Origin of the sequence: Salmonella sp. SAL03688 (assembly GCF_046551895.1) — a bacterium.
Classification (GTDB): domain Bacteria; phylum Pseudomonadota; class Gammaproteobacteria; order Enterobacterales; family Enterobacteriaceae; genus Salmonella; species Salmonella enterica.
Window position 1 is genome coordinate 130,082 of the sequence record NZ_JBGDVI010000001.1, and the last position, 14,005, is coordinate 144,086.

Annotated in this window: 11 protein-coding genes; all 11 read right to left on the reverse strand. The window is 55.0% G+C overall.

Annotation, left to right across the window (positions count from 1 at the left end):
* Positions 1-7: 7 nt before the first annotated feature.
* Positions 8-2,713 carry a preprotein translocase subunit SecA gene (secA, locus tag ACLJR2_RS00585; RefSeq protein ID WP_000905757.1) on the reverse strand — a complete coding sequence of 902 codons (2,706 nt, stop codon included), beginning with the start codon at positions 2,711-2,713 and terminating at the stop codon, positions 8-10.
* A gap of 61 nt (positions 2,714-2,774) precedes the next feature.
* Positions 2,775-3,272, reverse strand: coding sequence for a secA translation cis-regulator SecM (secM, locus tag ACLJR2_RS00590; RefSeq protein WP_043991151.1), 498 nt, complete (start codon positions 3,270-3,272; stop codon positions 2,775-2,777).
* Between the two features lie 278 nt (positions 3,273-3,550).
* Positions 3,551-4,468 carry a UDP-3-O-acyl-N-acetylglucosamine deacetylase gene (gene lpxC, locus ACLJR2_RS00595; RefSeq protein ID WP_000595487.1) on the reverse strand — a complete coding sequence of 306 codons (918 nt, stop codon included), beginning with the start codon at positions 4,466-4,468 and terminating at the stop codon, positions 3,551-3,553.
* 100 nt (positions 4,469-4,568) lie between these two features.
* Positions 4,569-5,720, reverse strand: a complete 1,152-nt coding sequence (gene ftsZ / locus ACLJR2_RS00600) for a cell division protein FtsZ (RefSeq protein ID WP_000462785.1) — start codon at positions 5,718-5,720, stop codon at positions 4,569-4,571.
* 60 nt (positions 5,721-5,780) lie between these two features.
* A complete protein-coding gene (ftsA, locus tag ACLJR2_RS00605) occupies positions 5,781-7,043 on the reverse strand; it encodes a cell division protein FtsA (RefSeq protein WP_000588463.1) in 1,263 nt (420 codons plus the stop codon).
* Entirely contained in the window at positions 7,040-7,870 is an 831-nt protein-coding gene (gene ftsQ, locus ACLJR2_RS00610; protein WP_000075728.1) for a cell division protein FtsQ, read from the reverse strand. The genes ftsA and ftsQ overlap by 4 nt, the downstream gene beginning before the upstream one ends.
* Before the next feature lies 1 nt (position 7,871).
* Complete coding sequence (locus ACLJR2_RS00615) at positions 7,872-8,792, reverse strand: D-alanine--D-alanine ligase (RefSeq protein ID WP_000763905.1); 921 nt, start codon at positions 8,790-8,792, stop codon at positions 7,872-7,874.
* The gene (gene murC / locus ACLJR2_RS00620) at positions 8,785-10,260 is read right to left on the reverse strand and encodes a UDP-N-acetylmuramate--L-alanine ligase (RefSeq protein ID WP_001096070.1); all 1,476 of its coding nucleotides are present in this window, start codon (positions 10,258-10,260) and stop codon (positions 8,785-8,787) included. The genes ACLJR2_RS00615 and murC overlap by 8 nt, the downstream gene beginning before the upstream one ends.
* A gap of 118 nt (positions 10,261-10,378) precedes the next feature.
* Complete coding sequence (gene murG, locus ACLJR2_RS00625) at positions 10,379-11,446, reverse strand: undecaprenyldiphospho-muramoylpentapeptide beta-N-acetylglucosaminyltransferase (protein WP_001014345.1); 1,068 nt, start codon at positions 11,444-11,446, stop codon at positions 10,379-10,381.
* Positions 11,443-12,687: a cell division protein FtsW gene (gene ftsW / locus ACLJR2_RS00630; RefSeq protein ID WP_001239803.1), complete on the reverse strand. Its 1,245-nt coding sequence runs from the start codon at positions 12,685-12,687 to the stop codon at positions 11,443-11,445. Before ftsW ends, murG begins: the two co-directional genes overlap by 4 nt.
* Positions 12,687-14,003 (reverse strand): UDP-N-acetylmuramoyl-L-alanine--D-glutamate ligase, encoded by a 1,317-nt coding sequence (murD, locus tag ACLJR2_RS00635; RefSeq protein WP_000796443.1) that lies wholly within the window; start codon positions 14,001-14,003, stop codon positions 12,687-12,689. The genes ftsW and murD overlap by 1 nt, the downstream gene beginning before the upstream one ends.
* Positions 14,004-14,005: the final 2 nt, after the last annotated feature.

Consider the following 14,005-nt stretch of genomic DNA (forward strand, 5'->3'; position numbering starts at 1 on the left):
TATCGCATTAGCTCAGGCGACCGTGACACTGTTTGTATTTCTTACCGGAACCACAAGGGCAAGGATCGTTACGTCCAATCTTACGTTCGCCTGTTTGGGCGGCCAGATCGGCAGCCACGGCGGTATCGTCATCCTGATGGCTTAGCTGCTGCATCTGCGCCAGGCGCTCCGCCTCTTCGCGACGCTGCATTTCCATCGCTTCGACCTCTTCCGGCATACGTACCTGGACTTTGCTCAGGGTACTGATCACTTCATATTTCAGCGATTCCAGCATCGCGGCGAACATAGCGAAGGATTCGCGCTTGTATTCCTGCTTCGGATCTTTTTGCGCATAGCCGCGCAGATGAATACCCTGACGCAGGTAATCCATCGCCGCCAGGTGCTCTTTCCACAGGGAATCGAGCGTTTGCAGCATCACGCCTTTTTCGAAATGACGCATCATTTCAGCGCCAACCACCTCTTCTTTACGCTGATACACCTCGATGGACTGCGCCAGGATGCGCTCACGCAGCGTCTCCTCATGCAGCTCCGGCTCTTTATCCAGCCATTCGGCAATCGGCATCTCCAGGTCGAAGTCGTTTTTCAGGCGTTCCTGCAAACCCGGGATATCCCACATCTCTTCCAGCGACTGCGGCGGAATGTAGGCGTCGATAGTCGCCTTAAAGACATCTTCGCGAATGCTGTTAATGGTGTCGCTCACGTCAGACACATCCAGCAGTTCGTTACGCTGGGTATAAATTGCACGGCGCTGATCGTTCGCCACATCATCATATTCCAGCAGTTGCTTACGAATATCGAAGTTACGGCTTTCTACTTTACGCTGCGCGTTAGCGATAGCTTTCGTCACCCACGGGTGCTCAATCGCTTCGCCCGGCTTCATCCCCAGTTTACGCATCATACCGGAGACACGATCGGAGGCGAAAATACGCATCAGCGCATCTTCCATCGACAGGTAGAAACGGGAAGAACCCGGATCGCCCTGGCGACCGGAACGGCCACGCAGCTGGTTGTCGATACGGCGGGATTCATGGCGCTCGGTGCCAATGATATGCAGACCGCCGGCAGCCAGAACCGCGTCATGGCGTACCTGCCAGTCCGCTTTAATCTGCGCAATCTGTTCTTCCGTCGGCGCTTCCAGCGCAGCGACTTCCGCCTGCCAGCTACCGCCCAACATAATATCGGTACCACGACCCGCCATGTTGGTAGCGATAGTGACCGCCGCTGGATAACCAGCCTGCGCAACGATGCCTGCTTCGTTGGCGTGGAATTTTGCGTTCAGTACGTTATGTTTGATGCCCGCTTTGGTCAGCTCTCTGGAGACCACTTCAGATTTCTCGATAGAAATCGTCCCGACCAGCACTGGCTGACCGTTCGCGGTACGCTCTTTAATATCTTCGATAATGGCCTGGATTTTTTCCGCTTCGGTCATGTAGACCAGATCCGGCAAATCTTTACGGATCATCGGACGGTTGGTCGGAACAACGACGGTGTCCAGCTTATAGATAGAACTAAATTCGAAGGCTTCAGTATCCGCCGTACCGGTCATACCGGCCAGCTTTTCATACAGACGGAAGTAGTTCTGGAAGGTAATAGACGCCAGCGTCTGGTTTTCATTCTGAATTTCAACGCCTTCTTTCGCTTCTACCGCCTGGTGCAGACCGTCAGACCAGCGACGCCCCTGCATGGTACGACCGGTATGTTCATCAACAATGATGACTTCGCCGTCTTTCACAATGTAATCCACGTCACGGGTAAACAGCGCGTGCGCGCGCAGCGCGGCGGTGACGTGATGCATCAACATAATATTGCCAGGCGAGTAGAGCGACTCGCCTTCATCCATAATGCCTTCTTGCACCAATAGCTCTTCAATCAGCACCAGACCGCGTTCGGTCAGGTTAACCTGGCGCGCTTTCTCATCAACGGAGAAGTGGCCTTCGCCCTGGAAAGTGTCAGAATCTTCTTTCTCCTGACGAATCAGGTGCGGAATGATTTTGTTCACTTTTTTGTACATTTCCGAGCTATCTTCCGCCGGGCCGGAAATAATCAGCGGCGTACGCGCTTCATCGATCAGGATGGAGTCAACCTCATCCACCAGCGCATAATGCAGTTTACGCTGCACGCGCTCTTCCGGGCTGAACGCCATGTTGTCGCGCAGGTAGTCAAAACCGTATTCGTTGTTAGTGCCGTAAGTGATGTCGGCAGCGTAAGCTTCACGTTTGGCGGGCGCAGGCATACCTGGCAGGTTGATACCAACGGACATACCGAGGAATTCGAATAGCGGACGGTTGTTTTCGGCGTCACGCTGCGCCAGATAGTCGTTCACGGTTACCACATGAACGCCTTTGCCGGACAGCGCGTTCAGGTAGGCTGGCAGCGTTGCGGTCAGCGTTTTACCTTCACCAGTACGCATTTCGGCGATACAGCGATCGTTGAGCACCATACCACCCAATAGCTGAACGTCGAAGTGACGCATCCCAAAGACGCGTTTACTGGCTTCACGCACCACCGCGAACGCTTCCGGAATCAGGCTCTCTACGCTTTCGCCTTTTTCAATACGGGCGCGAAATTCGTTGGTTTTCGCTTTCAGTTCGTCATCGGAGAGTTTTTCCATCTCCGGTTCCATCGCATTAATAAGGCTGACGGCCTTACGCATACGACGCAGCGTACGATCGTTACGGCTACCGAATACTTTGGTTAATAATTTGATTAGCATAATAAAGTCTCAAATGCCCCGCGCCGCGGAGCTACAAATAAAGTAAAAGGGTCTTTTTTCGTTAGCTGAGACGTTGCGGACCGGCGCGGATACCCTGCGCCTGACTTATCCAGGCCGGGATGCTAAATGCGGTTTGTGGCGCAAAATACGCCAGGGAGAGGCGGCGAACAATCGCCGGCGGCGTGCCCTCCTGCGTGAGCATCGCGCTGAGCGTATTCAGTAAGGCGATATGATGCGCCTGTAATGGCGACGGCGCGTCGGCAGCGGGCAGCGTTTGCGGCGCCATTGCAAAAGAAAGGTGGCGAATCACCGTGCGAATAGCGTGCTGATGCCAGTAATCTACGGTGAAATTGGGACGACGGTTAGAGGCTTCTAACAGCGCAAGATGGCTAAAGTTAACTTTAGACGCGGTGCTGGCGGTCGTCCTTGCAGGCGTATTGGTTTCAGCGGCGTTACTGAGCGCGGGCAAACCAAAACTCGCCGCGACCATCCCTAATAAGAGATGCGGCCAGAAGTATCGTCTGCCTAACTGTCGCCAGTGCGTCAGTATTCCACTCACGTCATTGCCACCTGATATGCCCCTCATGGGCTTACGGAATCAAAACAATTTGCGCACAAATCTTATCATTAAAGCGTACGCGCTACAGCAGTAATGACGAGAAGCTAAGGTGAAAATCGGCTAAGAAAACAGCGAACGCGCCGTGTTTCCATTTAACCCTGTCAAAATGGCTGTATTAAGGAAAGCGCAGATAAAGGATAGTAAAAAAAACGACTGGCTCGCCTGGCCGGAGAGAGTGCCAGGTTAACCAGTCGAATTTTATACGACAGCGTATGTCGTTATGCCAGTACCGTCGAAGGCGCTTTGAAAGCCAACGGCAGTTCTGCGTCGTCCTGGAAGGTCACAAATTCCCAAGCTTCCTGTTTTGCCAGGACTGCCTGTAACAATTTGTTATTCAATGCGTGACCGGATTTATACGCGGTAAACGCACCAATAATATTGTGACCACACATGAACAAGTCACCGATCGCGTCGAGCATTTTGTGACGAACGAATTCATCTTCAAAACGCAGGCCGTCTTCGTTCAATACGCGATAATCGTCAACAACGATGGCACAATCGAAGCTGCCGCCCAGGCACAGGCCGCGGGACTGCAGATATTCGATATCACGCATAAAACCGAAGGTACGCGCACGGCTGATCTGGCGCATGAACGCATCCGCAGAGAAGTTCATCGCGTAGCGCTGGCTGCTGGAATCGATCGCCGGATGGTTAAAGTCGATGGTGAAATCCAACGTAAAACCATTGTACGGTCTGAATTCAGCCCATTTATCGCCATCTTCAACCCGAACAGTCTCTTTGATGCGTACGAATTTTTTGGCGCAGTTCAGTTCATCAATACCGGCATCAAGCAGCAGGTAGACAAACGGAGCGGCACTGCCATCCATGATCGGGATTTCCGGGGCATTAACCTCAATAACGATGTTATCGATACCTAAGCCCGCCAGAGCAGCGTTCAGGTGCTCAACGGTTGAAATCCGTACATCATGCTCATTCACCAGACATGTACAGAGCATGGTATCACGCACAGATTTGGCATCGGCCGGGAAATCTACCGGTGGATTCAAGTCGGTGCGACGATAGATGACCCCGGTATTGGCCGGCGCAGGGCGTAATGTCAGGGTGACTTTTTTGCCGGTGTGTAAACCGACGCCAGTCGCCTGAACGATACGTTTAAGTGTCCTTTGTTTGATCATCGTATAATCTCGCCAAATTACCTATCCAACCGAAGTGTACTATACATTCGGCGGGCCAGTTTAGCACAAAGAGCCCAGAATCCCAAATTCCAGCTAATTCTTAATCAGCTTGCTTACGCAGGAATGCGGGGATATCCAGATAATCCGGCTCTTTCGCCGCCTGTGGTGTATTGTCGTTAACCACTTTCGCGACCGTTTTTTGCTCCTGCGTCAGCGGCGCCATACCGTGCTGCTGATAACGATCCAACACCGGCTGCTGCACCTGTTTATTGGTCACCAGGGTGATTTCCGGACGTTTGTCCATACCAATACCGGTCGCCACTACCGTCACGCGCAGTTCATCATTCATATCCGGGTCCAGAGAGGTACCGATAACCACGGTGGCGTTATCCGACGCAAACGCGCGGATGGTGTTACCGACGGTTTCGAACTCATCCAGACGCAGGTCGAAGCCCGCGGTAATGTTGACCAACACGCCGCGCGCGCCGGACAGGTCGATATCTTCCAGCAGCGGAGAAGAAATAGCCATTTCAGCCGCTTCTTCCGCACGGTCTTCACCGCTCGCCACGCCGGAGCCCATCATTGCGTAGCCCATTTCAGACATCACGGTACGCACGTCAGCAAAGTCGACGTTCATCAGACCCGGGCGGGTGATCAGCTCTGCGATGCCCTGAACCGCGCCTTTCAGCACGTCGTTAGCCGCGCCGAACGCGTCGAGCAGGGAGATACCACGGCCCAGCACTTTCAGCAGCTTGTCGTTCGGGATGGTGATCAACGAGTCCACATGCTTGGACAGCTCAGTGATACCCTGCTCCGCAAATGCCATGCGCTTTTTACCTTCAAAATTGAAAGGTTTAGTCACCACGGCAACGGTCAGAATACCTAAATCTTTTGCCACTTCAGCAACCACTGGCGCCGCGCCGGTTCCGGTACCGCCGCCCATGCCTGCCGCGATAAATACCATGTCTGCGCCTTCAAGCGCCGCACGCAGCGCTTCACGGTCTTCGTCCGCCGCGTTACGACCGACTTCCGGGTTAGCGCCAGCGCCCAGACCTTTGGTAATGCCGCTACCAATTTGAATGGTCTGGCCAACCGCCGTTTTACGCAACGCCTGCGCGTCGGTATTCACCGCGAAGAATTCAACACCTTCGATGCGCTCGCGCACCATGTGTTCAACAGCGTTACCGCCGCCACCACCGACGCCGATGACTTTAATCACCGCGTCGTTGGTTAGTTCCATAGGTTCAAACATAATCTCTCTCCGTCATGTGCCTGTCGCCTGAGGCCGTAATATCTGGCGGCCTCATAAAAATTAAAACTCTTTTCGCAGCCAGCTATTAAGTCGCTTGATCCACGAGCCAACTGATGCCGTAACACGTTTTTCCACTTCTGCTTCACCGTTTAAGTGGGACTCTTTCCCGTAGTGAAGCAATCCCACCGCCGTTGAGTAATACGGCTCCTGGGCATAATCCGTCAGACCGGTGATATTCAGCGGCGCGCCGATACGCACCTGCGTATGAAACACGCGCTGAGCGCAAGCAGCAAGCCCTTCGATTTGCGCCGCGCCGCCGGTTAACACAATCCCCGCCGCCAGGTGATGTTTTACCCCTTGTTGGCGAAGCTGTTCCTGTAATTGCAATATCTCTTCGTTGACCAGATTGAGCAGCTCGGTGTAACGCGGCTCAATCACTTCCGCCAGCGTCTGACGTTGCAGGCTGCGCGGCGGACGCCCGCCTACGCTCGGTACTTCAACGCTCTCGTCTTTACCGACAATGGAACCCAGCGCGCAACCGTGGCGAACTTTAATGGCTTCAGCATCGCTCGGCGGCGTACCAAAGGCATAAGCGATATCGCTGGTCACCACGTTCCCCGCGTAAGGGATCACTTTGGTATGACGCAGCGCGCCGCCAGTATAAACGGCGATATCCATTGTACCACCGCCGATATCCACGACACAGACGCCCAGTTCACGTTCATCTTCCGTTAACACGGAATAACTGGCCGCCAGTCCGGCAAATATCAGTTGGTCAACTTTCAGACCACAACGTTCAACAGCTTTGACAATGTTTTTTGCCATATCGTTGTGGCAGGTAATCAAATGTACTTTCGCCTGCATACGCACGCCGGAAAGACCGACCGGATTTTTAATGCCTTCCTGGTAGTCAATGGCGTACTCCTGAGGAATCACATGCAGCACGCGATGTTCATCGCGCACGCGCACTGACTTCGCAGTATGCACGACGTTTTCCACATCTTCTTGCGTCACTTCCTCTTCGGAAATGGGCACCATACCAATTTCATTCTGACAGCTAATATGTTTGCCGGAAAGCGCCAGATATACCGAGGAGATCTGGCAATCAGCCATCAATTCCGCCTGGTCAATGGCGCGCTGAACGCATTTCACCACTGACTCAAGGTCATTCACCCCGCCTTTATCCATACCCCGCGATGGGCAACTGCCCACGCCAATGATATTGACCATACCGTCGGGCAGAACTTCCCCTACTAAAGCGGCAACCTTCGCGGTGCCAATCTCCAGTCCTACTACCAGTTTTCTGTCCGTCGCCTTGATCATTGTTGTTCTGCCTGTGCCTGATTCTGTTGCTGATTAGATTCCTCAGGGGGGAGCGGCGCCCAGCCAACTGCCGCACCTGAGTCATAACGCAAATCAACGTAGCTAATCCGTTTGCCATCGGTTTGCGCCTGCTGCTGTAAAACCGGATAGAGTTCTACAAAGCGAGCCAACCTTTTCATCGTATCGCCCCTGCCGAGATTGAGCTTAATGCCGTTATTAAGCGTCAATTGCCAGGAGCGACGTGCGGTCATCGCCGCTTCCTTTAGAGTGAATTTATCCTTAGCCAGCACCTGCCCCATCTCGCGGTATCCCTGCAACACTTCACTCGCGCTGCCTTCCGGGCCATACAACATGGGTAAAACCTGTTTGCCGATGCGGTCTGACGGCACGCTGAAGGTGTTCCCTTCAGCATCGACCATATGTTGATCATTCCAACGCGCAATCGGCACATATTCAACCAGATGAATCTTCAATTCATCAGGCCACTGTTTTCTGACGCTGGCCTGTTTAATCCACGGCAAACGCTCAATCTGGCTCTGGATAATGTTCACATCCTGCGTCATGAAGGTTCCCGGCGCGCCCAGAGCCAGTATCGCCTGACGGATATCATCGTTACGCGTGTAGTGACGCTCGCCGGTTAATACCAGCTTTGATAACGGTAAACGCTGCGCATCTTCCATCCACCCTAACACGACCCACCCGCTAACAAACACGGTGCACAGTACCGTCAGCAGGAATAAAATTCCTGCAAGACGCGTTCCATTATTGCGGCGTGAAGAAGGCGTCTCTTCATCACTGTTTCGCGTGTTCAGCGCAGCCTGCGACATATCAGTCCGCCAACTCCAGAATTCGTACCACTAACTGCGAGAAGCTCATTCCCGCCTGACGCGCCGCCATCGGCACCAGACTATGGCTGGTCATCCCCGGAGAAGTATTGGCTTCCAGCAGATAAAACTGACCATCGCTGTCCAGCATGACGTCAATACGCCCCCATCCCGTGCAGCCTAAAGCTTTCCATGCCTGCAGGACGAGAGACTGTAGCGCGGCTTCCTGGGACGCATCTAAACCGGCAGGGCAGAAATACTGAGTCTCATCAGAGAGATACTTCGCCTCATAATCATAGAAGGTTCCTGCCGGTTGGATACGAATTGACGGTAAAATTTCTTCGCCAACTATCGCCACCGTAAATTCCGGACCGCACAGCCATTTCTCAATCAGTATTTCGTCATCATGCTGAAAAGCCAATGATAACGCACCCTGTAAAGCATTTTCTTCTACTACTTTCGTCATACCGACGCTGGAGCCTTCACGGCTGGGTTTGACGATCAGCGGTAAACCCAGCGCCGAAATTCGCGCTTTTTGTTCTTCGCTAAGACCTTTTTCAAACTCAGCGCGCGTCAGCGCGACCCACGGCGCAACCGGTAAGCCTGCGCCCTGCCACAGCAATTTACTGCGCAGTTTATCCATGGAAAGCGCCGAGGCCATCACGCCGCTACCGGTATAAGGCAGGCCGAGCAGTTCAAGCATTCCCTGTAAGGTGCCATCTTCACCGCCACGGCCATGCAACGCAATAAAGACCTTCTGAAAGCCCATTGCTTTAAGCTGCGCGACATCGACCTCTTGCGGATCGACGGGATGCGCATTAATGCCGCCTTCACGTAGCCCGGCCAACACTGCCGCGCCGGAATTTAACGAAACGTCCCGCTCCGCAGAGGTTCCGCCCAACAGGACCGCGATTTTATCAGCCATGTTGCTCTTCCTCCTGGATTTGCGGCTTCAGCTTGATTTCAGATAAGTAACGCGCAATTTTGCCAACATTTCCTGCGCCTTGCACTAATATCAAGTCGTTACCCGTCAGCACCGGCGCTAACATTGTCGCAACCTGAGCCGGATCGGAAACCAGAATCGGGTCAATTTTTCCCCGATTACGAATCGTACGACATAAAGAACGGCTATCCGCGCCCGGAATCGGCGCTTCACCCGCCGGGTAAACGTCCAGCATCAGCAGCGCATCGACCTGGGTCAGCACATTGGCGAAATCGTCATACAGATCGCGCGTGCGCGTGTAACGGTGCGGCTGAAACAGCATCACCAGGTTTTTATCCGGCCACCCTGCTCGCGCAGCTTTAATGGTGGCGTCTACTTCGGTCGGATGATGACCATAGTCATCCACCAGCATCGCCGTCCCGGCTTTACCATTCACCGGCTCAAGCGGGAACTCGCCGAGGAAGTCAAAACGACGCCCGGTCCCCTGGAAGCTTTCCAGCGCGCGCAGGATAGCGTCATCGGCGATGCCTTCTTCGGTCGCTACCGCCACTGCCGCAGCGGCATTCAGGGCATTGTGGCGACCCGGCGCATTCAACGTGACATGCAGATCCGGCATTCCCTGGCGCAACAGCGTAAAGTGCCCCTGCGGCCCTATCTGCTGATAATCTTCTACGCGGACGTCAGCATCCTCGCTAAAGCCATACGTCGTGGTCTGACGCCCCACCCGCGGCAGCAGCTCGCGGATGACCGGATCGTCGACGCACATTACCGCGCGACCGTAGAACGGCAGGTTATGCAGGAAGTTAATAAACGTCTGCTTTAAATTTTCAAAGTCGCCATGATAGGTATCCATATGGTCGGCTTCGATGTTGGTGACGATCGCGACCATCGGCTGCAAATGCAGGAAGGATGCGTCGCTCTCATCTGCCTCGGCAATCAGGTAACGACTATGGCCCAGACGCGCATGAACGCCTGCGGCTTTCACCAGTCCGCCATTCACGAAAGTCGGGTCCAGCCCCGCTTCGGCATAAATACTGGACACCATCGCGGTCGTTGTGGTTTTTCCGTGCGTCCCGGCAATGGCGATGCCGTGGCGAAAACGCATCAGTTCCGCCAGCATTTCCGCACGGCGAATAACCGGAATACGCGCTTCATGCGCCGCGACAATTTCCGGGTTATCCGCGGAAATTGCGCTGGAAACGACGACCACGCTGGCATCACGCACATTTTCCGGACGATGGTTAAAGAAAATCGTCGCCCCCAGGCTCGTCAACTGCTGGGTCACCGGATTCGGCGCTAAATCGGAACCACTGATCTGATACCCTTCATTGGCCAGAACTTCGGCAATACCGCCCATACCAGCACCACCGATGCCGACAAAGTGAATGTGCCGAACGCGACGCATTTCGGGCACGATGGAACGCAGTTTTGCCAGTTGTTGTGTATTCATTCTTTACGCCATTAACTCCAATACCCGCCATACTTCAAATTGCAGATGCGTTGGCTTGCCTGCAACCCAAATTATTGAGGGTAGAAAAACCCTGCGATGCAAAAGGCACCGCCACAAATTATGTCCGGGCCACCCGGCTGACTTCACTGGCGACGCGCTCGGTAGCATCCGGAATGGATACCGCGCGGGCACGCTCCGCCATGGTTAACAACGCCTCGCGCGACCACCCCGCCAGGGTGTCGGCGACAGCCTCTACAGTAAACTGCGGCTGCTCAAAAATCTTAGCTGCGCCGGCGTTTTCTAACGGCAGCGCATTCCAGTACTGCTGCCTGTCTTTATGCTGAAACGGCACGAATATCGCCGGTAACCCGGCGGCGGCGATCTCGCTCACCGTTAAAGCGCCGGAACGACATACCACCACATCCGCCCACGCATAGGCGGCGGCCATGTCATCGATAAATTCCGTTACCTTATGTTGCGGTTGTCCCGCCCCGGCATATGCCTGCTCTACCGTGAGCTGCGCGCCTTTTCCGCTTTGATGCCAGATTGTAACCGTATCGCCCAGTCTGGCGGCAACCTGCGGCATCGTCTGGTTCAGGACTCGCGCCCCCTGAGAACCGCCGACCACCAACACGCGAATCGGGCCGTCACGACCGGCCAGACGCTCCTGCGGCAACGGCAACGCCAGTACGTCGGTACGCACCGGGTTACCCACCACTTCCGCGTTCGGAAACGCACCGGGAAACGCCTGCATCACCGTGGTCGCGATTTTGGCCAGCCACTGATTGGTCAGCCCGGCGATACCGTTTTGCTCATGCAAAACGACCGGAATACCCAATGACCAGGCGGCAAGACCGCCGGGGCCGGAAACATAACCGCCCATTCCCAGCACGACATCCGGCTTAAACCGCTTCATGATCGCCCGCGCCTGCCGCCAGGCGTTAAAAATCCGCAGCGGCGCCGCCAGAAGCGCTTTTACGCCTTTACCGCGCAGACCGGAGATCCGAATAAAGTCAATGTCGATGCCATGCTTCGGCACTAAATCCGCTTCCATACGATCGGCGGTACCCAGCCAGCGAACCTGCCAGCCCTGGGCCATTAAATGATGCGCAACGGCCAGTCCCGGGAACACGTGCCCGCCGGTACCGCCCGCCATCACCATTAACCGCTTCGGTTGACCATTCATCGAGAACCTCGTGTAAACGCCTGCGCTTTTTCCAGACGCGTTTCATAATCAATACGTAATAAAAACATAATGGCCGTCGACATAATCAACAGACTCGACCCGCCATAACTGATCAGCGGCAGCGTAAGACCTTTGGTCGGCAGCATCCCCGCGGCCGCGCCAACGTTTACCAGCGCCTGGAAACTAAACCAGATACCGATAGAACACGCTAAAAATCCGGAAAAACGGTGGTCAATCTCCAATGCCTTACGGCCAATCGACATCGCGCGAAAAGCGACGAAGAATACCATTAAAAGCGCCAATACCACACCGATATAACCCAGTTCTTCCCCAATAATGGCGAAGATGAAATCGGTGTGCGCCTCCGGCAAATACTCCAGTTTCTGCACCGAATTCCCCAGCCCTTGCCCCCATATCTCACCGCGACCAAAAGCCATCAGCGACTGCGTCAGCTGATAACCGCTGCCGAACGGATCTTCCCAGGGGTTCCAGAACGAGGTAACGCGGCGAATACGATACGGTTCGGCGAGGATTAACAGAATCACCGCCGAGATGCCCATCCCGATAATGGCGATGAACTGCCATAATTTCGCCCCGGCGAGAAACAGCATCGCCAGCGTGGTGACAAACAGTACGACCACCGTCCCGAGGTCAGGCTGCGCCAGCAGTAACACCGCCAGCACCAGAATCACGCCCATTGGTTTTAAAAAGCCGCGCAGGTTATTTCGCACCTCATCAACCTTACGCACCAGATAGTTCGCGAGGTAGCAGAACAGCGACAGCTTGGTAAACTCCGCAGGCTGAATACGCAGCGGCCCCAGCGCAATCCAGCGCGACGCCCCGTTGACCGAGCTCCCGACGACCAGCACGATAAGCAGCATAATGATCGACGCAATCAGCATCGTCGTGCTGTATTTTTGCCAGAAGGTCATGGGCAAACGTAGCGTGACCATCGCCAGACAAAATGCCAGGAAGATATAGAGCGCATCACGTTTGGCAAACAAAAACGGATCGTTCGCCAGGCGCTGCCCGACTGGCATGGAGGCCGACGTCACCATGACAAAACCAATCGCCGCCAGCCCGAAGGTCAGCCATAGCAGCGTGCGGTCATACATGATCAGACTGTCGGCGTCTTTATCGCGCGAAGCCATCACCCAGCCTTTAAGCGCCGCAAACAGCCAGGCCAGGAGGCCAAAGCCTGGTACGCGCGGCATTCTCAGACGGGGGAGAGATAAACGCATCAACCTAACTCCTTCGCCAGACGGGTAAAGACATCGCCCCGTTGCTCAAAATTTTTAAACTGATCGAGGCTGGCGCAGGCGGGCGACAGCAGCACCATATCACCCGGCTGAACGCGCGGCGCCAGCAAACGCATCGCCTCTTCCATCGTCTCAGTCTGTTGGGCGATTTCCGGACGCAGTGCGGCAAGCTGCGCGCCATCGCGCCCAAAGCAATACAGGCGGATACGATCGCCGGTCAGATAGCGCGCCAGCGGAGAAAAGTCTGCCGACTTACCGTCGCCGCCCAGCAGCAGATGCAGCGTACCGTCCACATGCAAACCGTTTAGCGCCGCTTCGGTACTGCCGACGTTGGTCGCTTTCGAGTCATTGATCCAACGTACGCCGTTATGCTCCAACGCCAGCTGGAAGCGATGCGCCAGACCGGTAAATGTCGTCAACGCCTTCAAACTGCTGGCACGCGGCAGACCTACGGCATCCGCCAGCGCCAGCGCCGCTAACGCATTGGTATAGTTATGCTGCCCGGAAAGCTTCATCTCTTTCACGTTCAGCACCTTCTCGCCTTTGACTCGCAGCCAGGTTTCGCCCTGCTGACGATTAAGGTGATAATCCCCCATATTGACGCCAAAGCTGACGCAGCGCTCATCGGCCCCGCGTACCGGCATCGTCAACGCGTCATCGGCATTCACTACGCACACTTTCGCCTTCTCGTAGACGCGCAGTTTCGCCGCCCGGTACTGTTGCAAACCAAACGGATACCGGTCCATATGATCTTCAGTGACGTTGAGCACCGTTGCCGCCGCCGCTTGCAAACTTGAGGTGGTTTCCAGTTGGAAACTGGATAATTCCAGCACGTACAATTCGCGATCGGCATCCAGCAGCATCAGCGCCGGAAGACCGATATTGCCGCCAACGCCGACATTGACGCCCGCCGCTTTCGCCATCTCGCCCACTAAGGTGGTCACGGTGCTTTTGCCGTTCGAGCCGGTGATGGCCACAATCGGCGCTTGCGCTTCGCGGCAAAACAGTTCGATATCGCCGACAATTTCCACTCCAGCGCTGGCGGCAGCGCTGAGAGAGGGATGCGCCAGGGCGATGCCAGGGCTGGCGACGATTAAATCCGCCGCTAAGAGCCACTCGTCGTTCAGGCCGCCAACGTGACGCTCAACCTCTTGCGGCAGCTTATCCAGACCCGGCGGCGTCACGCGAGTATCCATCACCCGCGGCGTCACGCCGCGGGCGAGAAAAAAGTCCACGCAAGAGAGTCCGGTTAAGCCCAGACCAATAATGACGACGTTTTTGTCCTGGTAATCAGCCATGA

Excerpts from the sequence above, each read along its gene's own strand:
- murG (WP_001014345.1), bottom strand. The coding sequence starts at position 11,446 with ATGAATGGTCAACCGAAGCGGTTAATGGTGATGGCGGGCGGTACCGGC.
- ftsZ (WP_000462785.1), bottom strand. The coding sequence starts at position 5,720 with ATGTTTGAACCTATGGAACTAACCAACGACGCGGTGATTAAAGTCATC.
- murD (WP_000796443.1), bottom strand. The coding sequence starts at position 14,003 with ATGGCTGATTACCAGGACAAAAACGTCGTCATTATTGGTCTGGGCTTA.
- lpxC (WP_000595487.1), bottom strand. The coding sequence starts at position 4,468 with ATGATCAAACAAAGGACACTTAAACGTATCGTTCAGGCGACTGGCGTC.
- ftsQ (WP_000075728.1), bottom strand. The coding sequence starts at position 7,870 with ATGTCGCAGGCTGCGCTGAACACGCGAAACAGTGATGAAGAGACGCCT.
- secA (WP_000905757.1), bottom strand. The coding sequence starts at position 2,713 with ATGCTAATCAAATTATTAACCAAAGTATTCGGTAGCCGTAACGATCGT.
- ftsA (WP_000588463.1), bottom strand. The coding sequence starts at position 7,043 with ATGATCAAGGCGACGGACAGAAAACTGGTAGTAGGACTGGAGATTGGC.
- murC (WP_001096070.1), bottom strand. The coding sequence starts at position 10,260 with ATGAATACACAACAACTGGCAAAACTGCGTTCCATCGTGCCCGAAATG.
- ftsW (WP_001239803.1), bottom strand. The coding sequence starts at position 12,687 with ATGCGTTTATCTCTCCCCCGTCTGAGAATGCCGCGCGTACCAGGCTTT.
- ACLJR2_RS00615 (WP_000763905.1), bottom strand. The coding sequence starts at position 8,792 with ATGGCTGATAAAATCGCGGTCCTGTTGGGCGGAACCTCTGCGGAGCGG.